Annotated in this window: 12 protein-coding genes and 5 pseudogenes; 6 read left to right on the forward strand and 11 right to left on the reverse strand. The window is 70.9% G+C overall.

Going from position 1 to position 18,629, the window contains the following annotated elements:
• Positions 1–34: 34 nt before the first annotated feature.
• The 4 genes and pseudogenes from ACFQ9Z_RS33040 to ACFQ9Z_RS33055 form a co-directional block, all read right to left on the reverse strand.
• A pseudogene (locus tag ACFQ9Z_RS33040) lies at positions 35–352 on the reverse strand (transposase); the annotation flags it as partial.
• Between the two features lie 21 nt (positions 353–373).
• Positions 374–517, reverse strand: a pseudogene (locus tag ACFQ9Z_RS33045) (transposase); the annotation flags it as partial.
• Positions 518–1,060: 543 nt separating this feature from the next.
• Positions 1,061–1,567 (reverse strand): hypothetical protein, encoded by a 507-nt coding sequence (locus ACFQ9Z_RS33050; RefSeq protein ID WP_383028215.1) that lies wholly within the window; start codon positions 1,565–1,567, stop codon positions 1,061–1,063.
• Between the two features lie 359 nt (positions 1,568–1,926).
• Positions 1,927–2,113 (reverse strand): annotated as a pseudogene (locus ACFQ9Z_RS33055) (transposase); the annotation flags it as partial.
• 35 nt (positions 2,114–2,148) lie between these two features.
• On the opposite strand from ACFQ9Z_RS33055, the gene ACFQ9Z_RS33060 reads away from it, so the two are divergent.
• The 3 genes from ACFQ9Z_RS33060 (at position 2,149) to ACFQ9Z_RS33070 (ending at position 6,179) form a co-directional block, all read left to right on the forward strand.
• Entirely contained in the window at positions 2,149–3,378 is a 1,230-nt protein-coding gene (locus ACFQ9Z_RS33060) for an RNA-guided endonuclease InsQ/TnpB family protein (protein ID WP_383028220.1), read from the forward strand.
• Between the two features lie 89 nt (positions 3,379–3,467).
• The gene (locus ACFQ9Z_RS33065; RefSeq protein ID WP_383028223.1) at positions 3,468–4,895 is read left to right on the forward strand and encodes a GNAT family N-acetyltransferase; all 1,428 of its coding nucleotides are present in this window, start codon (positions 3,468–3,470) and stop codon (positions 4,893–4,895) included.
• 354 nt (positions 4,896–5,249) lie between these two features.
• A complete protein-coding gene (locus tag ACFQ9Z_RS33070) occupies positions 5,250–6,179 on the forward strand; it encodes an NADP-dependent oxidoreductase (RefSeq protein WP_383028227.1) in 930 nt (309 codons plus the stop codon).
• Positions 6,180–6,239: 60 nt separating this feature from the next.
• On the opposite strand, the pseudogene ACFQ9Z_RS33075 reads toward ACFQ9Z_RS33070, so the two are convergent.
• A pseudogene (locus ACFQ9Z_RS33075) lies at positions 6,240–6,380 on the reverse strand (peptidoglycan-binding protein); the annotation flags it as partial.
• A 9-nt stretch (positions 6,381–6,389) separates the two neighbouring features.
• Here ACFQ9Z_RS33075 and ACFQ9Z_RS33080 point away from each other — a divergent pair.
• A complete protein-coding gene (locus ACFQ9Z_RS33080; protein WP_383028230.1) occupies positions 6,390–6,542 on the forward strand; it encodes a hypothetical protein in 153 nt (50 codons plus the stop codon).
• Positions 6,543–7,022: 480 nt separating this feature from the next.
• Here the strand turns inward: ACFQ9Z_RS33080 and ACFQ9Z_RS33085 are convergent, their stop codons facing one another.
• The 3 genes and pseudogenes from ACFQ9Z_RS33085 to ACFQ9Z_RS33095 form a co-directional block, all read right to left on the reverse strand.
• Positions 7,023–8,849: an FUSC family protein gene (locus ACFQ9Z_RS33085; RefSeq protein ID WP_383028235.1), complete on the reverse strand. Its 1,827-nt coding sequence runs from the start codon at positions 8,847–8,849 to the stop codon at positions 7,023–7,025.
• 233 nt (positions 8,850–9,082) lie between these two features.
• Positions 9,083–9,681: pseudogene (locus ACFQ9Z_RS33090) on the reverse strand (glycoside hydrolase domain-containing protein); the annotation flags it as partial.
• Complete coding sequence (locus ACFQ9Z_RS33095; protein ID WP_383028238.1) at positions 9,633–10,022, reverse strand: hypothetical protein; 390 nt, start codon at positions 10,020–10,022, stop codon at positions 9,633–9,635. The gene ACFQ9Z_RS33095 and the pseudogene ACFQ9Z_RS33090, both read right to left, overlap by 49 nt.
• Before the next feature lie 322 nt (positions 10,023–10,344).
• On the opposite strand from ACFQ9Z_RS33095, the gene ACFQ9Z_RS33100 reads away from it, so the two are divergent.
• Positions 10,345–12,177, forward strand: a complete 1,833-nt coding sequence (locus ACFQ9Z_RS33100) for an AMP-dependent synthetase/ligase (protein WP_383028241.1) — start codon at positions 10,345–10,347, stop codon at positions 12,175–12,177.
• Positions 12,178–12,806: 629 nt separating this feature from the next.
• On the opposite strand, the gene ACFQ9Z_RS33105 is transcribed toward ACFQ9Z_RS33100, so the two are convergent.
• A complete protein-coding gene (locus tag ACFQ9Z_RS33105; RefSeq protein ID WP_383028248.1) occupies positions 12,807–13,778 on the reverse strand; it encodes an aldo/keto reductase in 972 nt (323 codons plus the stop codon).
• Positions 13,779–13,925: 147 nt separating this feature from the next.
• Here ACFQ9Z_RS33105 and ACFQ9Z_RS33110 point away from each other — a divergent pair, with 147 nt between their 5' ends.
• Complete coding sequence (locus tag ACFQ9Z_RS33110; RefSeq protein ID WP_383028252.1) at positions 13,926–14,531, forward strand: TetR/AcrR family transcriptional regulator; 606 nt, start codon at positions 13,926–13,928, stop codon at positions 14,529–14,531.
• 808 nt (positions 14,532–15,339) lie between these two features.
• On the opposite strand, the gene ACFQ9Z_RS33115 is transcribed toward ACFQ9Z_RS33110, so the two are convergent.
• The gene (locus ACFQ9Z_RS33115) at positions 15,340–16,425 is read right to left on the reverse strand and encodes a glycosyltransferase family 4 protein (RefSeq protein ID WP_383028256.1); all 1,086 of its coding nucleotides are present in this window, start codon (positions 16,423–16,425) and stop codon (positions 15,340–15,342) included.
• The gene (locus ACFQ9Z_RS33120) at positions 16,422–18,626 is read right to left on the reverse strand and encodes a glycogen debranching N-terminal domain-containing protein (protein WP_383028262.1); all 2,205 of its coding nucleotides are present in this window, start codon (positions 18,624–18,626) and stop codon (positions 16,422–16,424) included. Before ACFQ9Z_RS33120 ends, ACFQ9Z_RS33115 begins: the two co-directional genes overlap by 4 nt.
• Positions 18,627–18,629: the final 3 nt, after the last annotated feature.

The raw sequence follows: 18,629 nt of genomic DNA on the forward strand, positions 1-18,629 counted from the left end.
CGGTGATCGGGAAAGTTGGGCAGCGCGCCTGGTGGAAGCCCGTGTCGTCCACGACCAGGATGGCACCGGGGTCGCCGAGGTTGTCGACCACGTACTCACGCACGTCCTCGAGGACCTCATCGGCGTCCCACTCGATCCGGTTCAGCATCCGGTGGATACGGTCCGGCCCCGCATGGCCGGCTTCCTCCGCCAGCGTCCAGCCGTTCTTCCGCTGCAGCGGAGCGATCAGGCCCCGCATATAAGCCAGTGCCGACTCCCGCGGCTCCGACCTGCTGAAACGGTGCAGAAACCGCTCATGCACAGCGTCCAGTTTACCCGCCCACAACCTGACATCAGCAAAGTCCCCACCCATAACCACACCAGCGGTCTGGAACGAGCCGAGCTTGTCGGGGAGGTCCCGCCAGGGCGAGTTGGTGCGGTACCTCCACGCGATGGCCTCGAGCGTGCGGCGGTGATCGGCCCATCGCCGTCCGCGAACCGGATCGGCCGGCATCAGCGGCTCGATCCGATCCCACATCGCATCAGTGATCACTAACCGGACAGGCACGTCCGATCAACTGATGAGCCCACCAAAGAGACACGGCCTAGCCGTGTTGCCCGGCACGACACCGGCACGGAAAGGGATGCTTGAGCGCGGCTCAGCCCCGTGGAGCAGCGCAGCACGGGCGCCGCGCCAACGAGCGCGCCAGGGCGCAGCCCCACACCAAGGGTCGGAAAAGCCAACCCTCTTGGGAGCAGCGGGCCGCGGCCCGGCCGCCGCGCCGCCGGGGCGTGTCCCGGGGCGCTGCGCTCCCCGGACCGCGCGCTGTGCGCGCTCACGCCCGGGTGAGGGGCCGGGGCACCGGGGCTCGCGTCGGCTCCTGGCGGCCGCTGTCGACGCGGTGGGACACGACCAGGGCCCCCGCACCGTCGGCGGGGCGGCATCGACGAGCGGGTGGTTCTGGTGTTGCTCGCCGTCCAGGCCTTCGAGGAGTGTCTCGTTCGAGCGCGGCAACGGCGGCCGGTGGAGTTGCTGTTGCCGGCTTCTTCGTATGGTCGGTCAGGTGACCTGGAGGTGTAGTTATTCTGCCGGGTCGAGTGTGACTTCGATGTCGATCGGAGCGGAGCGCCACATCGCGCTGAGAAGCGGGTCCTGATCGATGTAACGGCGTGTGGCGGCGAGCGCGTCGGCTCTGGGCTTGCCGATGGCAGCGTGATCGAAGCCGCTGTTTCCACCACCGCCGCTGTGCAGGGCCGCCCAGGCGGGGTCCTCGGTGAAGCATGCCTGGAACTCCACCTTCCAGTACTGGGGCTGCCAGTACGGGTCCTGCCGGTCGCCGTCCTCGTTGATGGCCAGCAGTCGTCCAAGAGACAGCGCGGGCCGGTTGCCGGTCCAGTCCCAGACGCCCCACTCAACGATGAAGCCGTCCCCGTCGTCCTCGGACCCTTCAACGCCCTCGACCGGCATCTGAACGAACTCCTCGAAGGCAGCCCAAGCCACCTCCATGGTGCAGGCACCAGCAGCGACGCCATGCCGACCCAGTATCTGCTCGAACACTGCGGCGCTGGACCGCCAGGAGATGGACATGCCGCCAGGCTAACTGCACCGATCATCTCCACCAGGCTCAGAGCGGAGGTCCCCGCTTCGTGATCCAGGAAGCGCCCCAGGGCACGAGGACACCCGCACCACCCGCCGCTACGACCCGCGCGGCTGAACCGCTCGCTCAGCCACGACGTCGCCAACTACCGCGCCCAGGGCGCGCTGGGCCGGTCCTCGAGCTCCGGCGTCGCGCCCTACCCGGCGGCCGCCATGGAGAGCGCCACCACCTGACCCGCTACCGGGTCTATTCGCAGTGCACCGGGCTTCAGCCCGGTGGTGAAGCGAATCTTTAGCCTGCTCTGACCTCAGCTACGGGCACGGATGCGCGCTGGTCACCTCAGCCCAGCTCAGAGCGGCTGGTTCTGCTGCTCGATGTACTGCTTCAGGATGCTGAGCGGCGCGCCGCCGACCGACCCGGCGAAGTACGGGCCGGACCAAAGGGCGTTGCGCCCGCCAGCAGTGGCGGACGAGATCGGGGAACGCCTGGCGGAGCCTACGGGAGGGCACGCCCTTGAGGGAGTTCACCAGCCTGGACACCGGCGACCTTGGGCGGGAATATCATGGGCCACGTGCAGCTTCGGTACAGCTTCCGCTTGTACCCGAACACCGCTCAGCGCACGGCGTTGGCGAGGGCGTTCGGGTGTGCGCGGGTGGTCTACAACGACGCTCTCAGGGCTCGGGAGACCGCCCGCAGCCAGGGCCTGCCGTTCCCGAAGACCGGGGACCTGTCCAAGGCGCTGATCACCGAGGCCAAGAAGCGGCCCGAGCGGGCGTGGCTCGGCGAGGTGTCGGCGGTCGTACTCCAGCAGTCCCTGAGGGACCTGGATGCGGCGTACCGGAACTTCTTCGACGCGCTGAAGGGCAAGCGTCCGCGCGTGGGCGCGCCCCGGTACAAGTCCCGCAAGGACACCCGGCAGGCCGTCCGGTTCACCGCGAACGCCCGCTGGTCGATCACGGCGGGCGGGAAGTTGCGCCTGCCGAAGATCGGCGATCTCAAGGTGAAGTGGTCGCGGACGCTGCCCTCGACGCCGTCCACGGTGAGCGTGGTCAAGGACTCGGCGGGCCGGTACTTCGCGAGCTTCGTCGTCGAGACCGGCACATCAGAGGTGCTGCCAAAGGCGACGCCCGAACTGGGCATCGACCTGGGGCTCGGGCACTTCGCGGTCCTCTCGGACGGCCGGAAGGTCGACAGCCCACGCTTCCTGCGCCGGGCCGAGAAACGCCTGAAGAAGGCGCAGCGGGCCCTGTCCCGCAAGGAGAGAGGCAGCCAGAACAGGGACAAGGCCAGGATCCGTGTCGCCCGGGCACACGTCCGGGTCGCGGACGCGCGCCGCGAGTTCCACCACCGGCTCTCCACCAAGCTGATCGTCGAGAACCAAGCGGTCGCGGTGGAGGACCTGGCGGTGAAAGGGCTCGCCCGCACGCGTCTGGCCAAGTCCGTGCACGACGCCGGATGGTCGGCGTTCGTGACCATGCTGGAGTACAAGGCCGCCCGGTACGGGCGCACCTTCGTGAAGATCGGCCGGTTCGAGCCCACCTCGCAGGTGTGCTCGCGGTGCGGCGTCAAGGACGGCCCCAAGCCCCTCCACGTCCGAGAGTGGATCTGCGGTGCATGCGGGGCCGTCCTGGACCGGGACATCAACGCGGCGGTCAACGTCGCCACGGCGGCCGGACTGGCCGTGACAGCCCGTGGAGCGCAGGTAGGACGGGGACCCGTCCCCGCACAGCGCGGCGAAGCGGGAACCCGCCCGGAGCCGCACCCGACAACGGTGCGGCAGACGGGAATCGCCCTCCTTTAGGCGGGCGAGGATGTCAAGCCCTCAGAGGCCCGCCGGCGTCCTCGCTGTGCGAGCCTCGTCCCACCCTCCTGGTGGCGTCGTGTGCGCGCGTGAGGAAGGTCGTCACTGGCTTTGTCCATGAGAACGGACAGCAGATGTTCATCGATGTCGGAGGCGGGGGCGCCGAGGACGAATCGAACTGTGCAGGAGTTCAGGCGGCACCGACGGCGAATTGCGTGCAGCCAGGCCGATCAGCTCCGTCAGATGTGCTGTACACATGTCCGATGACCACTTCTCAGTTCCAGCTTCGCTGCGTTGGCGAGCAGGAGTTCGTTCCCTGGGCGCGCATGATTGCCGACACCTATGGCATGGATCGGTCGGAGGAGGAGCTGGCTGATCAGCGAGCTGCAACGGATCTCGCTCGCACCCTGGCCGTGTTCGACGAGGGCGAGCCGGTTGGCGGGGCCTCCGTCTACAGCCGGATGCTGACCGTTCCCGGTGGCGTCCTGCCCGTGGCGGGGATCGCCTCGGTGGGCGTGGCCCCGACGCATCGCCGCCGCGGCATCCTCACCTCGATGATGCGCGCCCAGCTGACCGACCTGCACGAGCAGCGACGAGAGGCGATCGCCGCGCTCCGTCCCTCGGAGGCCGGCATCTACGGACGGTACGGCTACGGCCCCGCGACCGTCGGTAACCGGATGCGCTGCGACCGACCCGCTATGGGGTTCCGCCCGGACACCGACTTCGGCGACGGAACCGTCCGGCTGCAGCACGCCGACCAGGCCCGCCCCCTCCTTGAGGAGATCTACGACCGGGTCCGCACCACTACGGTCGGCTGGCCTGACCGGCGGACGGCCCACTGGGCAGTGCGCCTCGCCGACCATCCGCATCGGCGCGGCGGCGCGACCTCGCTGCGGTTCGCCGTTCACCAGGACCACGGCGGACGTGCCACCGGCTACGCGTTGTACCGGCACGGCTCCGCCCCGGACGGGTCCGGCGGCAGTGCCGGAGTGGTGGAGGTGGTGGAACTGGCGGCGTGCTCGCGCCAGGCGTATGCGGCGCTGTGGCGCTTCCTCGCCGGCATCGACCTGGTGAGCCGGATCGACTACGAGGGCTCTGTGGACGAGCCCTTGCCCCACCTGCTCGTCGAACCCCGGGCGGTCCAGGCCGCGCCGGTGGACCGCCTGTGGCTGCGGCTGGCCGACGTGGACAGAGCCTTGGCCGGCCGGAGTTACAGCCTTCCGCTGGACCTCGTGTTGGACGTGTGGGACGACTTCTGCCCGTGGAATAGCGGGCGCCACCGGCTGCAGGCGGAAGCAGGGAACGCCGTCTGCGAGCCCACGACCGCTCCGGCCGACCTGCGGCTGAGGGCGGCGGAACTCGGCGCGGTCTTCCTCGGCGGCACTTCGCTGACGGCCCTCGCGGCCGCTGGCCTCGTCGAGGAACTGCGGGGTGGTGCGCTTTCCCGAGCCTCGGCGGCCTTCCGCGGCGAACGCGAACCCTGGTACCCCGGCGGCTGGGCCTTCCCGCTCTATTGAACAGACCACGCCCTGAAAGGGGACACCCATGTCCGCGGCACGCTTCGCGCGCGTCCTCCGCCCGGACGCCGGTACCCGTGACGGGACGGGCCGGGTGCGCCGGGTGGCGTCTTCGGGCGGCGGTGTCCTTGCCACCGTTGGGGCATAGGCAGCCTGCCGTGGCGTCTGGACCGGCACTGGCCTGGGCGGCGTCTGCCGGGAGCGCGGTGGCAACGGAGCTCAGGGCGGGTCGGTCGGAGAAGACGCGGTCGGTCGGCCGGAGCGCAGCCGGCGGTGCCGCCAACAGGGTTGAACGGACCGGCCCGGGCGGCCAGCCGTGGATGGACCGCGGCCCCCGGCCTGTTGACTTCGGTCATGCGAGCCATCATCACCAACCGCTACGGCGGTCCGGAAACGCTTGAATTCGCGGAGACCGATGACCCCAAGGTCAGCCCGGACCAGGTACTCGTCCGGGTGAAGGCCGCCGGCGTCAACCCTGTCGACTGGAAGATCGTCGCCGGGCACCTCGACCCGATCATGTACGTCCACTTCCCGCTCGTGCCCGGCTGGGACGTCGCAGGCGTCGTGGAGGCCGTCGGCCTGGACACCCCCGAGTTCTCCGTCGGCGACGAGGTCTTCGGCTACGTCCGCAAGGACGAGGTGCAGCACGGCACCTACGCGGAGCTCGTCGCCGCGCCGGTGCGCACCCTCGCGCGCAAGCCCGCCTCGCTGGACTGGCGGCAGGCGGCCGGCGTGCCTCTGGCGGGGCTGATGGCCTTGCAGTCACTGCGCCGGGTGGGCGTCAGCGAGGGCGACACGGTCCTGGTGCACGCGGCAGCCGGCGGTGTGGGGTCGTTCGCCGTGCAGATCGCCGTGGCCATGGGAGCCCGCGTGATCGGCACTGCCAGCGAGCGCAATCACGACTACCTGAGCTCCCTGGGCGCCGAACCGGTCACCTACGAGGACGGCGACCGCCTGATCGACCGGGTGCGGCAGCTCGCGCCGGAGGGCGTCGACGCCGCGGTGGACAACGTCGGCGGTGACGCGGTCGCCGCCTCCCAGGACCTGCTGAAGGACCCCAGCCGACTGGCCTCGATCGTCGACCCCGGCGTGACACAGCGGGGCGGCCACCACGTCTGGGTGCGGCCCGACAGCGCGGACCTCGCCGAACTCGCCGAACTCGCCGACGCGGGCAAGCTCAAGGTCCACATCGACCGTGCCCTGCCGCTGGCCGAGGCCGCTGAGGCGTTCCGCCTGAGTCAGAGCGGTAAGACTCGCGGCAAGCTGGTCCTCGAGGTCGGCTAGGGACATCCAGGGCGAAGGCACGCCGTGCGGACTACCGGCGGGCGCCGCGACGATGCCGTCCGGGGACAACCCGTGCGCCGACCGGAGGGAACGCACCGCGCTGTCGGTGGCCGGCCCGAAGGACCCATCGGGAGCCAGATGTGGGCGGCAGATTCTGGGACCCGTGTGCGGGGGGCAGAGCGCAGGGGCGGGCCCGATCAGTCGGCCGACGTGTTCCGTGTCATCTCGGCTGCCTCGGTGATGGCGCGTTGTCTGAGATCACCGGACAGCTGCATCGTGACGGCGGCCAGGACGACCAGTGAAGTCACCGCGTTCATCCGCCTGACCCGCTGGACCAATGATCCCGACTTCAACTTCGGCTGAAGGACCTGGACGAAAACTGTGGTCCTGAGGACCACAAGGCACCCAAGTCGGTGCTCAACGCCCTGACCCCGACCACCGAGGGGCGGGGTGTCTGGGCCGACCACCAGCTCGACGCCGGACCGACCGAACCACTGGACGTGGGCTGACACCGCCGGCCGGGGACGGGGGGGCGAGCGCCCGCCCGATCCTGCGCACGCAATCGGCGGTGCGGCGGCGGGAGCGGCGAGCCGGCCCGGCCCGAGGTTCTGAGATGCAGCGCCGCCACCGCCGTGGGCCTGCGGGTCAGTGGGACAAGCCCAGGGCCTGACCGGCGCGTTCGCGGGCGGCGCCGATCTCGTCCAGTTCCCGGTCGCGGTGGCCGGGGTCGAAAAGCGAGGGCCGTTACGGGTCCTTGCCTCCGGGCCGTGTCCGAGCAAGGATGCGGACCGACGCCGTCGGAGCCGACCGGCGAGGACGACGGGCCGGGGAGCCGGCGCCGTGTCACAGGGGGTGGCGCCGCAGCAGGCGGTGGAGGAGGCCGTAGGCGCGCTGCTCGGCCTCCGCGAGCTCGGCGGGGTCGATCCCCACCGAGCGCAGCTCCCCTGCCGCGGCGTCGTCGGCCGCCCGAAGCTCCACCACCGCGGCGGCCAGCCGCGCCTGTACCTCCGGGTGCGGTTCGGTGGGGCCGGCCAGTGCTCGCTCGGCGTGTTCCGATGCCTGCGCGCACGCCGCCAGGGCGCGGCGGACCCGCTCCGTCGCCCGGCCGTGGACCACCAGCAGTGCGCACGCCAGGGCGATGGCGATGCCCACGGCCCCGCCCAGCATGCGGTCGTAGACGAGCGTTCCGGTGGACGTGGGGGACGTCAGGTTGCTGAGCAGGAGCGCCAGCGGGGTGATGAAGACGACGCCCAGGCCGTAGTTGCGCGCCACGACGTATTCCAGGAGGAACTCGAGGAGCACGATGAGGAACACCGCGGCGGTCGGCACCGGATGCGTGGCCAGGATCGCGGCCGAGACGAGCAGCCCGGTCACGGTGCCCAGCGTGCGCTGGACGGCACGCTGGACGCTGGTGCGGATGTTGACCGAGTGCAGCACGGCGGCCGCGGAGACAGCGGCCCAGTACCCGTGTCCGAAGCTGAGGAAGACGGCCGCCGCGCCGGCCACGCCCGTGCCGAGCGTCATGCGCAGGGCGGGCACGACGTGGACGGCGAGACGGTGCCGGCCGGCCGACGGGGTGCCCACCGCCAGCTCGGCGGCACGGCAGGTGGTGGCGTCGGTTTCCGCCGGTGACCGGCCGCTGTCCGGCCCGGCCACCACACGCTCGAACGCACGGGCGGCGCCCTGTGCGCCGCCCGGCGGCGCGGCCGTGGCGGCGGCCTCGGGACAACGCGGGACGGCTACGGGCAGCGACAAGGGAGGACGGCGTCCCCGGGCCGTGAGGGCGCGGGCCAGCCGGCGCAGCTGCCGCGCCGTCGCGGCGTCGGGCGACCGCCGGTGGACGGAGGTGATCAGCAGGGTCCAGGCCCAGTCGGTCAGCCGCACCTCGATCCCCGGCGTCCCGGCGTTGCGCCGCGCCGGCGTCGACGGTGCCAGGCCGAGGGACCGGTAGGCGCGGAGGATGCCGGCGGTCGCCCGGTGCCGCGCCGGACCGGCGCCGTCCGCGCCCCCGCCCGTTTCGAGGAGACCGGCGAGGTCGCGCAGGGCCGCGGCCACCGCCAGGCGCTGCGGACGGTCGGGGTGCACCGGCCAGCCCGCCAGGGCCAGGGCCCAGGCGACGACGGCGCCCGTCGCGGCCAGCGCCGTGTGGGGCAGGACGTCGCCGAGGTCCACGTCCGAACCGTTGGCCGCGACGGCGAAGGACAGGAGCAGCAGCACCGCGCCCAGTCCGCCCAGGCCGGTCGCGTCGCAGGCGAACTTCGCGAGTCCGGCCACCACCGCCATCGCGACGATCACGGTCATGGCACCGGCGGTACTCGTCTGCGCGTCGGTCAGCGCGGCGACGGCGGAGCCGCCGCCGACGCAGGCCGTCATCGCGAGCGCGACGACGGCGAGCACCCGCGCCCGGCGGGGATAGGGGAGGTTGCGGCCGAATGTCGTGGTGAAGGCGCCCAGCATGGGGAAGACGGCCAGGGCGGGGCGCCCCGACAGCACCAGCGGCAGGACCGGCAGGGTCATGGCCAACGCCGCGCGCAGGGCGAAGAGGAGGGCTCCGTCCACTCGGCGGAGCGAGAGCGCACCCCGCGGGGACAGCACGTGCGGCAGCCGTTCCACTCGGCCGCGCAGGCGGGCCCGGGCCGGCGACGGACGGGGGAACGTGCGGCGGGACATGACCTTGGGGGGTGGGCGGGGCGATGGGGATGCCGTCCATGCAGAACGCGTGGTTCGCGGAAGCAACCCCAGCATGGTACTCCGCGTCCGCCGCCGGCCGGGGATCCGCTGAGGCCGGCCCGGACCCCTGCCCCCCGGCCCACGCCGGCGCCGGGGGGGCAGGGGCAGGGGCCCGGACCGGCGGAATCCCGCCGCTCGGAAGCGGCCGGATCCGGGTCGCGGCGGGTGCCGGTTCAGTTCAGCGGGGGCGGCCCCGCCTCGGCGGCCGTGCCCCACGAGGAGGGCTCGGCCGCCGACGGCGAACGCGCGCGAGCGGGTGTTCCGCAGGTCGTCCGTCGTCAGGTACGTCCGTGCGTAGGCGGAGCCGTCGACGCGGGCGGACTGGATGTAGCGGCGTGCGTCCGAGGTGCCGGGCGCCGCCACCGTCAGCGAGCCGCGCGGCTAGTAGCGGCGGTCGAAGGTGAGGTCGACACGGTCGAAGACGGGCGTGGACACGCCCCAGGTGTCGTAGCCGGGCTGCACCGGGAAGACGCCGATCGACGACAGTACGTTCCTGGCGGACATGGTGCCGAGGTCGTCGTTGCCCGTCATGCCGGTCGGCGTGTCCGTGAACAGGGTGAGGGCGGCGTGCACCACGTCGGTGGTCTTCCAGGGCTGCCCGGTCGAGAGGTAGGCGTACGGGGCGATGAGGCCGGGCTCGTTCTGCGGGTTGTACTTGTCGGCGTTGTAGTAGTCGTACGGGCCGTTCACCCAGATCTCGCGGGCGGTCTTCGCGGGGGTCCTTCACCAGCTGGTCGTAGGCGAAGAAGGAGTCGAGCCGGTCGTTGGCCGCTCGGTCGCGGTGAGCTCGGCCCGGATGCCGGTCTTCAGCGTGACCGCGTACGAGCCGGGGCTCGCCTTCTCGGTGTCGTGGCTGCACTCCGCCTGGTACTTGGCGTTGTCGGTCTCGGTGACGCCGAACTGAGCGTGCACTTCACGGACGCCCTGGACGCCGGTCCCGCCGGGGCTGGGCGCTGGTGCGGATGCGCACCGAGCACGGCGAGCAGCCGGCCGTCGGTGGACCCTGTTCCCGATGGCCGGGCTGCTCGCCCTCGCCCGCCGGGCACGCGCCGTACCGACGAGCTGCGAGCCCCGCGGGAGGGCTGACACCGCCACGTGCGAGCACCTCCCCACGGCAGGGCGGACTGCGAACGTGATCGGCGCGGGTCCCCCCCCGCGTCCCGTGTCACGAACCCGCTAAGCCTGCGGGGCCGGCACCCCCCCTCGCCGCTTGCCGGGCACGCCCCACGAAACCCCCTTGCGAGGGGGCGCCTCTCCGCCTTGCGACCGCTCACCCGCGGCCTGAACGGCGTGGGAGCACCCCCGGCACCGGACACCGCGCACCGATGCAACGAGAATTGGCGGTCAGCACCTAGGCTCCCAGGACGACGGCCGGTATGTTGCGCCCCTGCCCGCCGCGAGGCGGGCACGGTGAACGGCTCATCATGGGGGTAGCGTGCGCGACTTCAGCCTTCCGGCACTGGTGGAGACCCTGTCGGCGGGAGGCCTTGCGGACTCGGTGTACGAGGTGGCGGAGCGCGACCCGAAACTGGAGCAGCTGGCGCGGCGCGACCCCCTGGACGAGCAGAGGTGGTGTGCGGTCACCGCGGCCGAGTTCCGCGACGAGGTCCTGGCGCTGGCCAAGGGGCTGCTGGCCGGCGGGATCCAGTTCGGTCACCGCGTCGCCGTGATGTCCCGCACCCGTTACGAGTGGACGCTCTTCAGCTACGCGTTGTGGTCCCTCGGCGCCCAGGTGGTCCCCGTCTACCCCACCTCCTCGGCGGACCAGGTCCGCTGGATCCTGTCGGATGCGCAGGTGGTGGCCGTCGTGGTGGAACACGAGGACCATGCCATGACCGTGGGGGCGGTGTGCGACCAGCTGCCGCTGCTGAGGGCGATATGGCAATTGGACGCCAACTGCGTCCAGTGGCTGGCGGACGCGGGCTGGGGCATCCCCGACGACGTGGTGCACCAGCACCGCAGGGCAGTGCAGCCGGGCTCGGTCGCCACCATCGCCTACACCTCCGGCACCACCGGCCCCCACCCCAAGGGCTGCCTGATCACCCACGCCGGTCTCGCGGCCGAATGCGACACCCTGAACGCGGGCTGGCGGGAGGTCCTCGCCGAGCCCGGTGAGCAGCCGGCCGTTCTGGCCTTCCTGCCCCTCTCCCACATCTACGGTCTGATGGTGCAGGTCGTCTGCATGCGCGGCGGCATCCGGCTGGGGCATCAGCCGGACCTGTCACCCGCCGCGCTGCTGCCCGCCCTGGCGTCGTTCCGGCCGACGTACGTCTTCGCCGTGCCGTACATCTTCGAGAAGATCTTCCATTCGGCCAGGCGTTCGGCCGAAGCAGCCGGCCGGGAGGCGCTCTTCGACCGGGCCGTGGACGTCGCGGTGCGCTACGCCGAGGAACTGGAGCGCCGGGACAGGGGGGAGGGCTCGGGGCCCGGACCGCTGCTGAAGGCCTCGCACACCGTCTTCGACCGTCTGGTGTACGGGCGGCTGCGGGCCGTCCTCGGCGGCCGGGTCCGGTACGCCACCTCCGGCGGGTCGAGTCTCGACCGGGAACTCGGCCTGTTCTTCGCCGGAGCCGGGGTCACCATCCACGACGGATACGGGCTCACCGAGACGACCGCCGCCGTCACCAGCCAGCCACCGGGCCGGCCCCGCTTCGGGACCGTCGGCAGACCCCTGCCCGGCTGCTCCGTCCACGTGGCACGGGACGGGGAGATCTGGGTACGCGGCGACGTCGTCTTCTCCGGCTACCTCGGCGATCCGGCGGCCACCGGGTCGGTGCTGCGCGACGGGTGGTTCGCGACGGGCGACGTGGGCCGGCTGGACGACGACGGCTTCCTGGTCATCACCGGACGCAAGAAGGACATCCTCATCACCAGTGGCGGCAAGAGCGTCAATCCCCGGGTGCTCGAGGAGCGGCTGCTGAGACATCCCCTGATCTCCCAGTGCCTCGTCGTGGGCGACGACCGTCCCTTCATCGCGGCGCTGATCACCCTGGATCCCGAGGCGTCCCAGCACTGGTGCCGGCTTCGCGCACAGCAGCACGCCCGGCCCGGGGAGGCGCCGATCAACGAGGAACTGCGTGGCGAGATCCAGCGGGCCGTGACGATGGCGAACGCGGCGGTCTCCCAGGCGGAGGCGATCCGCGCGTTCCGGATCATCCCGAACGAGTTCAGCACGGCCAACGGCCTCATGACGCCGTCGCTGAAGCTGCGTCGCGCCGCGATCGTGCAGGCGTACGCGGCGGACATCGAAGCGCTGTACGGCTCCTGAGGACCCCTCACCGGAGGTCGGACCGCCCCGCGGCGCCGGCGTCACAAGGGTGCGGACTCTGCCGAGCACGCGCCAGTCTTTGAGGGGGGCGAAGCCGTGCTCCACCGGCGCCCGGACCGCTGCCACTGCGGTGTTCGACAGCTTCTGTCCTCGTATCAGGGGCCGGTTCCGGGCGGCCTTGTAACCGGTGATCACTGCGGGGCCGGTGTCGGGGCCGCGAAGCCCAGGTCGGCGATCGCCCCGAGACCGGCCGCTCGCAGCTCGGCGGTGAGCTGGTCGTGTCGACAGGCGATGATCTCCGAGGTCCGTCCGGGCCGGGCCGCCGAGACCCAGAGCGACCATTCCGGCGAGCCGTGATCCGCTCCAGCTCCAGCATCCCGACGCCCTCCCTGACGCTCTCCCGGCACCGGCCGGTCAGGGATCGTAGGAGGGGCACGGCGGTCGGCGCAGCAGAACCCGACAACGGCCCTGGCGACAGGTCAGACGATCTTCACCATGGACACCCGCCGACGACCAGCGAGAGTACCCCGCACACCAGACGCGTGACCTGCGTTGCACAGTCTCGTTGGGAATGCGGCACTCTTCGCCCGGATGCCGACCCGCGGCGTGCGTGGTGGGTACGTCTTCGATCAGCGGTTGATGGCGGCCATGTTGTCCGCGTCGTAGCGCTCGCCGGAGGCCCGGGGCAGGTCGTTCAGGCGGGCGACGTGGCTGGCAGTGAGCTCGATGTGGTCGGCGGCGGCGTTCTCCTCCAGCCGGGCGATTCGCTTGGTGCCGGGGATGGGCGCGATGCCGTCACCCTGGGCGAGCAGCCAGGCCAAGGAGACCTGCGCGGGCGTGGTGTCGATCTCGGCGGCTACGGCCCGGACCTCGTCGACGATTCGCAGGTTGCGTTCCAGGTTGCCGTCGGCAAAGCGGTGGTTGGTACGGCGCCAGTCGTCGGGATCAAGATCGTTCAGGGAGCGGATGCTGCCGGTCAGGAAGCCGCGGCCGAGCGGGGAGTACGCCACGAAGCCGATACCCAGTTCGCGCAGGACAGGCAGGATCTCGGCCTCCGGGTCGCGCGTCCACAGGGAGTATTCGGATTGGACCGCGGTGACCGGATGCACGGCGTGAGCGCGGCGGATCGTGGCGGGGCTGGCCTCGGACAGGCCGATGTGGCGGATCTTGCCTTCGGCCACCAGTTCGGCCAGCGCGCCAACGGTCTCTTCGATGGGCGTGCCGGGGTCCACCCGGTGCTGGTAGTAGAGGTCGATGTAGTCGGTACCCAGGCGCTTCAGTGATCCCTCCACGGCCAGGCGGATGTTGGCCGGGGTGCTGTCCGGAGACGTGCCACCTGTGTGAGAGATCAGTCCGAACTTGGTCGCCAGCACGACCTCGTCTCGGCGCCCCTGCAGGGCCCGGCCGACCAGCCCCTCGTTGATGAAAGGGCCGTACCCCTCAGCGGTGTCGATATGGGAGACCCCGAGGTCCAGAGCGCGCTGGATCGTGCGGATCGACTCGTCGTCGAACTGGCCGGCGCCTGTGTAGAACGCCGACATTCCCATGGCTCCGAGACCGATGCGCGAGACCTCGAGGCTGCCGAGCGAAACGGTTTTCATGGCGCGGACTTCCCTTCCATCAATTAAGTACCGGTCGGTGCAGAACCCTAGCACATCAAGACCGATCGGTACTGAACTGTTTTCGCCGCCTTGTGGGGATGAAACTCCTGGTCAGCGGGGATCTGTACCGAGTGGTACGCTTCTGGCATGGGTGACTCCCGTAGGGCCGTCATGGGCCGGCCTCGAGAATTCGACATCGACCAGGCGCTGGAACGTGCGATGCAGGTGTTCTGGGCCCGCGGGTACGAAGGTGCAAGCCTCGCTGAACTGACCGGCGCCATGGGGATCACCAAGACGAGCATGTACGCCGCCTTCGGCAACAAGGAGCAGTTGTTCCGCAAGGCCCTCCAGCGCTACGGCGCGGGGCCGGCCGCCTACGCCACGCGCGCCCTGGAGGAGCCCACCGCACGGGCCGTGGCCTTGGCGTTCCTCCGCGGAGCGGTCCGCACCACGACCCCTTCCGGCGGCCCCTCCGGGTGCCTGACCGTGCAGGGTGCGCTGGCGTCGAGCGACGAGAGTCGGGCCGTCCACGACCTTCTTGTCGACTGGCGCAACGACGCGGGGGTTCGCCTCGAGGAGCGCTTCCGGCGCGCCGTCAACGAGGGTGATCTTCCCCGCAACGCCGACCCTCGGCGTCTTGCCCGGTTCATCATGACGATGGGTTTCGGCATCGCAGTGCAGGCCGCCAACGGCCTCGGTCCTGCTGAGCTCGATGAGATCGTCGACACGGCGTTGCTCGGCTGGCCTGCATAGCGGCTGCACCTCTCCGCTCGCCCCGGTGAGGCCATCTCCGCGCATGAGGTCGGGATGAGACGCATGGGCTACTCCTTTTCGGCTGCGGGCTGCGGGCTGAGGGGTCGCGGCGGGTCGTCGGACGCCAGGAGATCGTCGGCGGCCCCTCGACTCCAGGGACGTCCATCCCCGTGGTGCGGGCGAGATCGCGCTGCGGCATCGGGGCGGCGGGCTCCTGCCAGCCGATGACGTCGACGGGGCGGCGGAGCCTCCCCGCCAACAGCCCCCATACAGCCACGGGGTGGCCCAGGGTGAGGAAGAGAACGGAAGCGTGGGAACCGAGGGCTGCTGCAGCGTCGCCCCTACCAGAGCGACCCGGTCCGTCACGAGTACCTGCCGACAGACAAGGGTCGGGACTTCTTCGGCGTCCTCGCCGCGATCAACGCCTGGGGCGACCGGTGGCTGACCGATGACGACGGCGTCCCCGTGGTCATGCACCACACCACCTGCGGCCATGACACCCGAGGCCAAGGTCGTCCGCTCCTCCTGCGGCGAACCACTGCACCACCAAGATGTCGCGGTGCGGGACCGGACCTGGCTATCCGGCAAGACTCCTTGACATCCCCGGCGTGCAGGCGCGCTTCGCCGCTCGCGCCCGACGGTCACCACGGTGACCGACTGGGAGTCGATCACCGTGGTGACCGTTCCCGGTGCCCGGCCCAGCTCCCGGCGGACGCGCCTTCGCAGCCGGTCGCTGATCTGCCCGACCACGCCGCGGGCGGCCCAGCGGGCCATGAAGCCGTAGCAGGTGCGCCAGGGCGGGCAGTGCCTAGCGCAGCAGAGGGATCGTGTGGGCGGACGGTTCGCTGCGCGGGTGCCCCCAGCAAAGCTGCTGGTAGAGGGCGGCGTAGGCGGCCGCCATCTGATCGGTGTCGAAGTTACGGTGGACTCGTCCTCGGCAGGCGCGGGGATCCAGCCGGTCCACCGAGCCGATCGCCTGGGCCAGTTCAGCGGGATGATCACGGATGAAGCCGGTGACGCCTTCCTCGATGATCTCGGGCACCGATCCACGGCGGAGTGCGACGACCGGCGTGCCGCAGGCCATCGCCTCGATCATCACCATCCCGAAGGGTTCCTCCCACTGGATCGGAAACAGCAGGCAGCGGGCGCTCGCCAGGAGGTCCAGCTTGGTGCGCCGGTCGGCCTCCCCGACCCAGCGCACGTCATCGCCCATCCGGGGTCGGAGTTCCCCCTCGATGTAGGGCTGCTCGGCGGGGTCGTTGCAGCAGCCGGCGACGGTGAGCGGCAGCCCTGCCTCCCGGGCCGCGTCGATGGCCAGGTGGACGCCCTTGTCCGCGGCGATCCGGCCGAGGAACAGCACGTGGTCACCCTTGCGGTCGTGGTAGGGATAGTGGGCGGTGCGCAGCGCATTGTGCACCTGTCCGGACCAAGGGATGTCCGGAGCCTGTGCCTGCTGCGCGCGTGAGATCGCCACCATGTGCACGGTGTCACCGAGCGCCCGGTAGTAGCGGCCCGTCTCCCCGTTCACGGGGCCGTGCGCGGTGACCACGGTCGGCGCCTGGCGCTGCCCGGCTTGGAGCGGACCCACCGTGCTGTGGTCGTGGATCACATCGGAGTCGAGGGAACGCAGCACGCGCGCCGCACGCGCGGCGTGCAGGACCTCCGGGCCGGAGTTCCCCAGCCTCTGCGAACCCGCGGGACTGTCGTCAGTGGCGATGAAGCGGCCCTTGGTCCCGTTACGGCCCACTCCGATGACGGTCACCCGATGCCCCAGTTCGACCAGCCCGTCGACCAGTTCGGCACACATCGCCTCGATCCCGCCGTAGGCCACGGGCGGTAGGGCGAACCAGGGTGTGGTGATCATGGTGATGTCGAGCGATGGCTTCGGTCTCATGGGGTCCGCCCTCGGGGTGATCCAGGGCCCGATGACATGTCCGGGCTGGGGTGTTGCTCGTGGTGGGGCGCGGCAGAAAGCGGACGGCGAGGCTGGTGGACGATCTCCACGTCGTCGGGCAGCCCGGTGATGCGGGTTGACGCCCCGTCGACGTCCACTTCCACGCGCCCACCGGCCAGCGGGATGTTGTGAATGGACAGTTGTCCGTAGCGGGCGGGCCACGCCGGCGCCACCCATACCTGGCCGTGCGACATCCACGGATCGATGCGCAGCAGCGCTCGCAACAACTGGACCGGGGTGGCGGCAGCCCAGGCCTGCGGGGAGCAGGAGGTGGGATACGGCACCGGCGCGTCATAGTCGCCGCGGTCGAAGCCGCAGAACAGCTCGGGCAGCCGGCCGCCGAAGGTCTCGGCGGCATCGAGGATGCCGGTGGCCACCCGCTGGGCCTGGTCGACGAAACCGTAGCGCATCAGCCCGGTGGCCAGGATCGCGTTGTCGTGCGGCCACACCGACCCGTTGTGGTAACTCATCGGGTTGTACGCACCCATCGTCGTGGCCAAGGTGCGCACCCCCCAGCCGGTGAACATCTCCGGGGACAGCAGCCGTTCGGCCACCTGCTCGGCCTTGTCGCGGTCCGCGATCCCTGTCCACAGGCAATGGCCCATGTTGGAGGCCAGCGCGTCGATGGGGCGCTTGTCACGGTCGAGACCGACGGCGTACCAGCCCCGGTCGGGCAGCCAGAACTTCTCGTTGAAGGCTTCCTTCAGCGCGGCAGCCCGACTGCACCAGTGCTCGACGGCCTTGAGGTCACCGGCCTCGTGAGCGAAGTGCGACCGGACGACATAGGCGGCGTAGACGTAGCTCTGCACCTCGCACAGGGCGATCGGCGTCTCGGCGAGGCTGCCGTCGGCGAAGTTGACACCGTCGTAGGAGTCCTTCCAGCCCTGGTTGAGCAGACCGTTGCCGGTCATGCGCTGGTACTCGACGAAGCCGTCACCGTCTCGGTCGCCGTACTTCTCGACCCACTCGAGCGCCCGATCGGCGTGCGGCAGCAGGGCCTCGACGGCCTCGGGTGCTATGCCCCAGCGGCTCAACTCGCCGAGGACGATGACGAACAACGGTGTGGCGTCGGCAGTCCCGTAGTACACACTGCCGCTGCCGCGAGCCAGCGGAAAGTCCAGGCCGAAGCGCGTCTCGTGCAGTATGCGTCCCGGCTGTTCCTCGGTGGCGGGGTCGACCTTCCGGCCCTGAGCCCGCGCCAGCGTCTGCAGGGTCCCCAGGGCCAGGTTCTGATCCAGAGACAGAGCCATGTAGGAGGACAGCAGAGAGTCCCGGCCGAACAGGGCCATGAACCAGGGTGCGCCTGCGGCCACTGCCGTGTCCTCCGGGTGTGCCGGATCGAAGATGCGCAGCGCGCCCAGATCCTCCAGGCTGCGCCGCACCGTCCGGTGCAGTTCCGGGTCCTCGATCTCCGTGATGCGCGGAGTGTTCTCGCGCCAGGCACGCAGGCGGCGCGCCGGAGCGAACTCGGCCGGCTCCACGCCCACGGGAAAGACGCCGATGGCGTGCTCCTGGCCGACGCTGGGCCGCACCAGCAGCGTGGTGCACCACTGGCCGCGGGCCGGCACCTCGGCCCGGAAGTCCAGGCCGTCCGGGCGGGCCCGGGCGCCCTCGCTCTCCACCCGTACGCCGCGCCATGCTGCACCGGAGCGGAGGTCGAACTCCAGGATCGAACCGTCGGGACTGGCCGTCACCTCGCCCTGCGGGCGTACTCGGCTTTCCTTGACAGCGAAGAGGTCGGCGAAGTCCGAACCGATGTCCAGGGAGACCGCCACGGTCATCGCTCGTGGGCTCAGGTTGCGCACCTTGAGGTCCTCGCGCATCCCCTCTCCCACATAGCGTGTGCGCTCCACCAGCAGTTCGCTCTGCGAGCCGTGGGGTGGCACGCGGGCCAGGAACGTCGTTCGGTAGGGGTCGTGGGACATGACGGTCAGATGGTGCGGGCGGACGCCGTCCACCCGCACCCGCCAGTCGGAGATGACCCGCATGTCCCGGAAGAACAGACCCTGCGGGACATCGGCCGCCATGTCGCCGGAGGCGTTCGAGACACAGAACGTCGGCCCCTCGACCAGGGTGACGGTGGCCGGGGTGAGTACGGCCGGTTCGCTTTCCTCGACGATCGCGCCGACCTCATCGGTCATGTC

The sequence above is a fragment of the Streptomyces sp. NPDC056580 genome (genome assembly GCF_042793175.1).
Classification (GTDB): domain Bacteria; phylum Actinomycetota; class Actinomycetes; order Streptomycetales; family Streptomycetaceae; genus Streptomyces.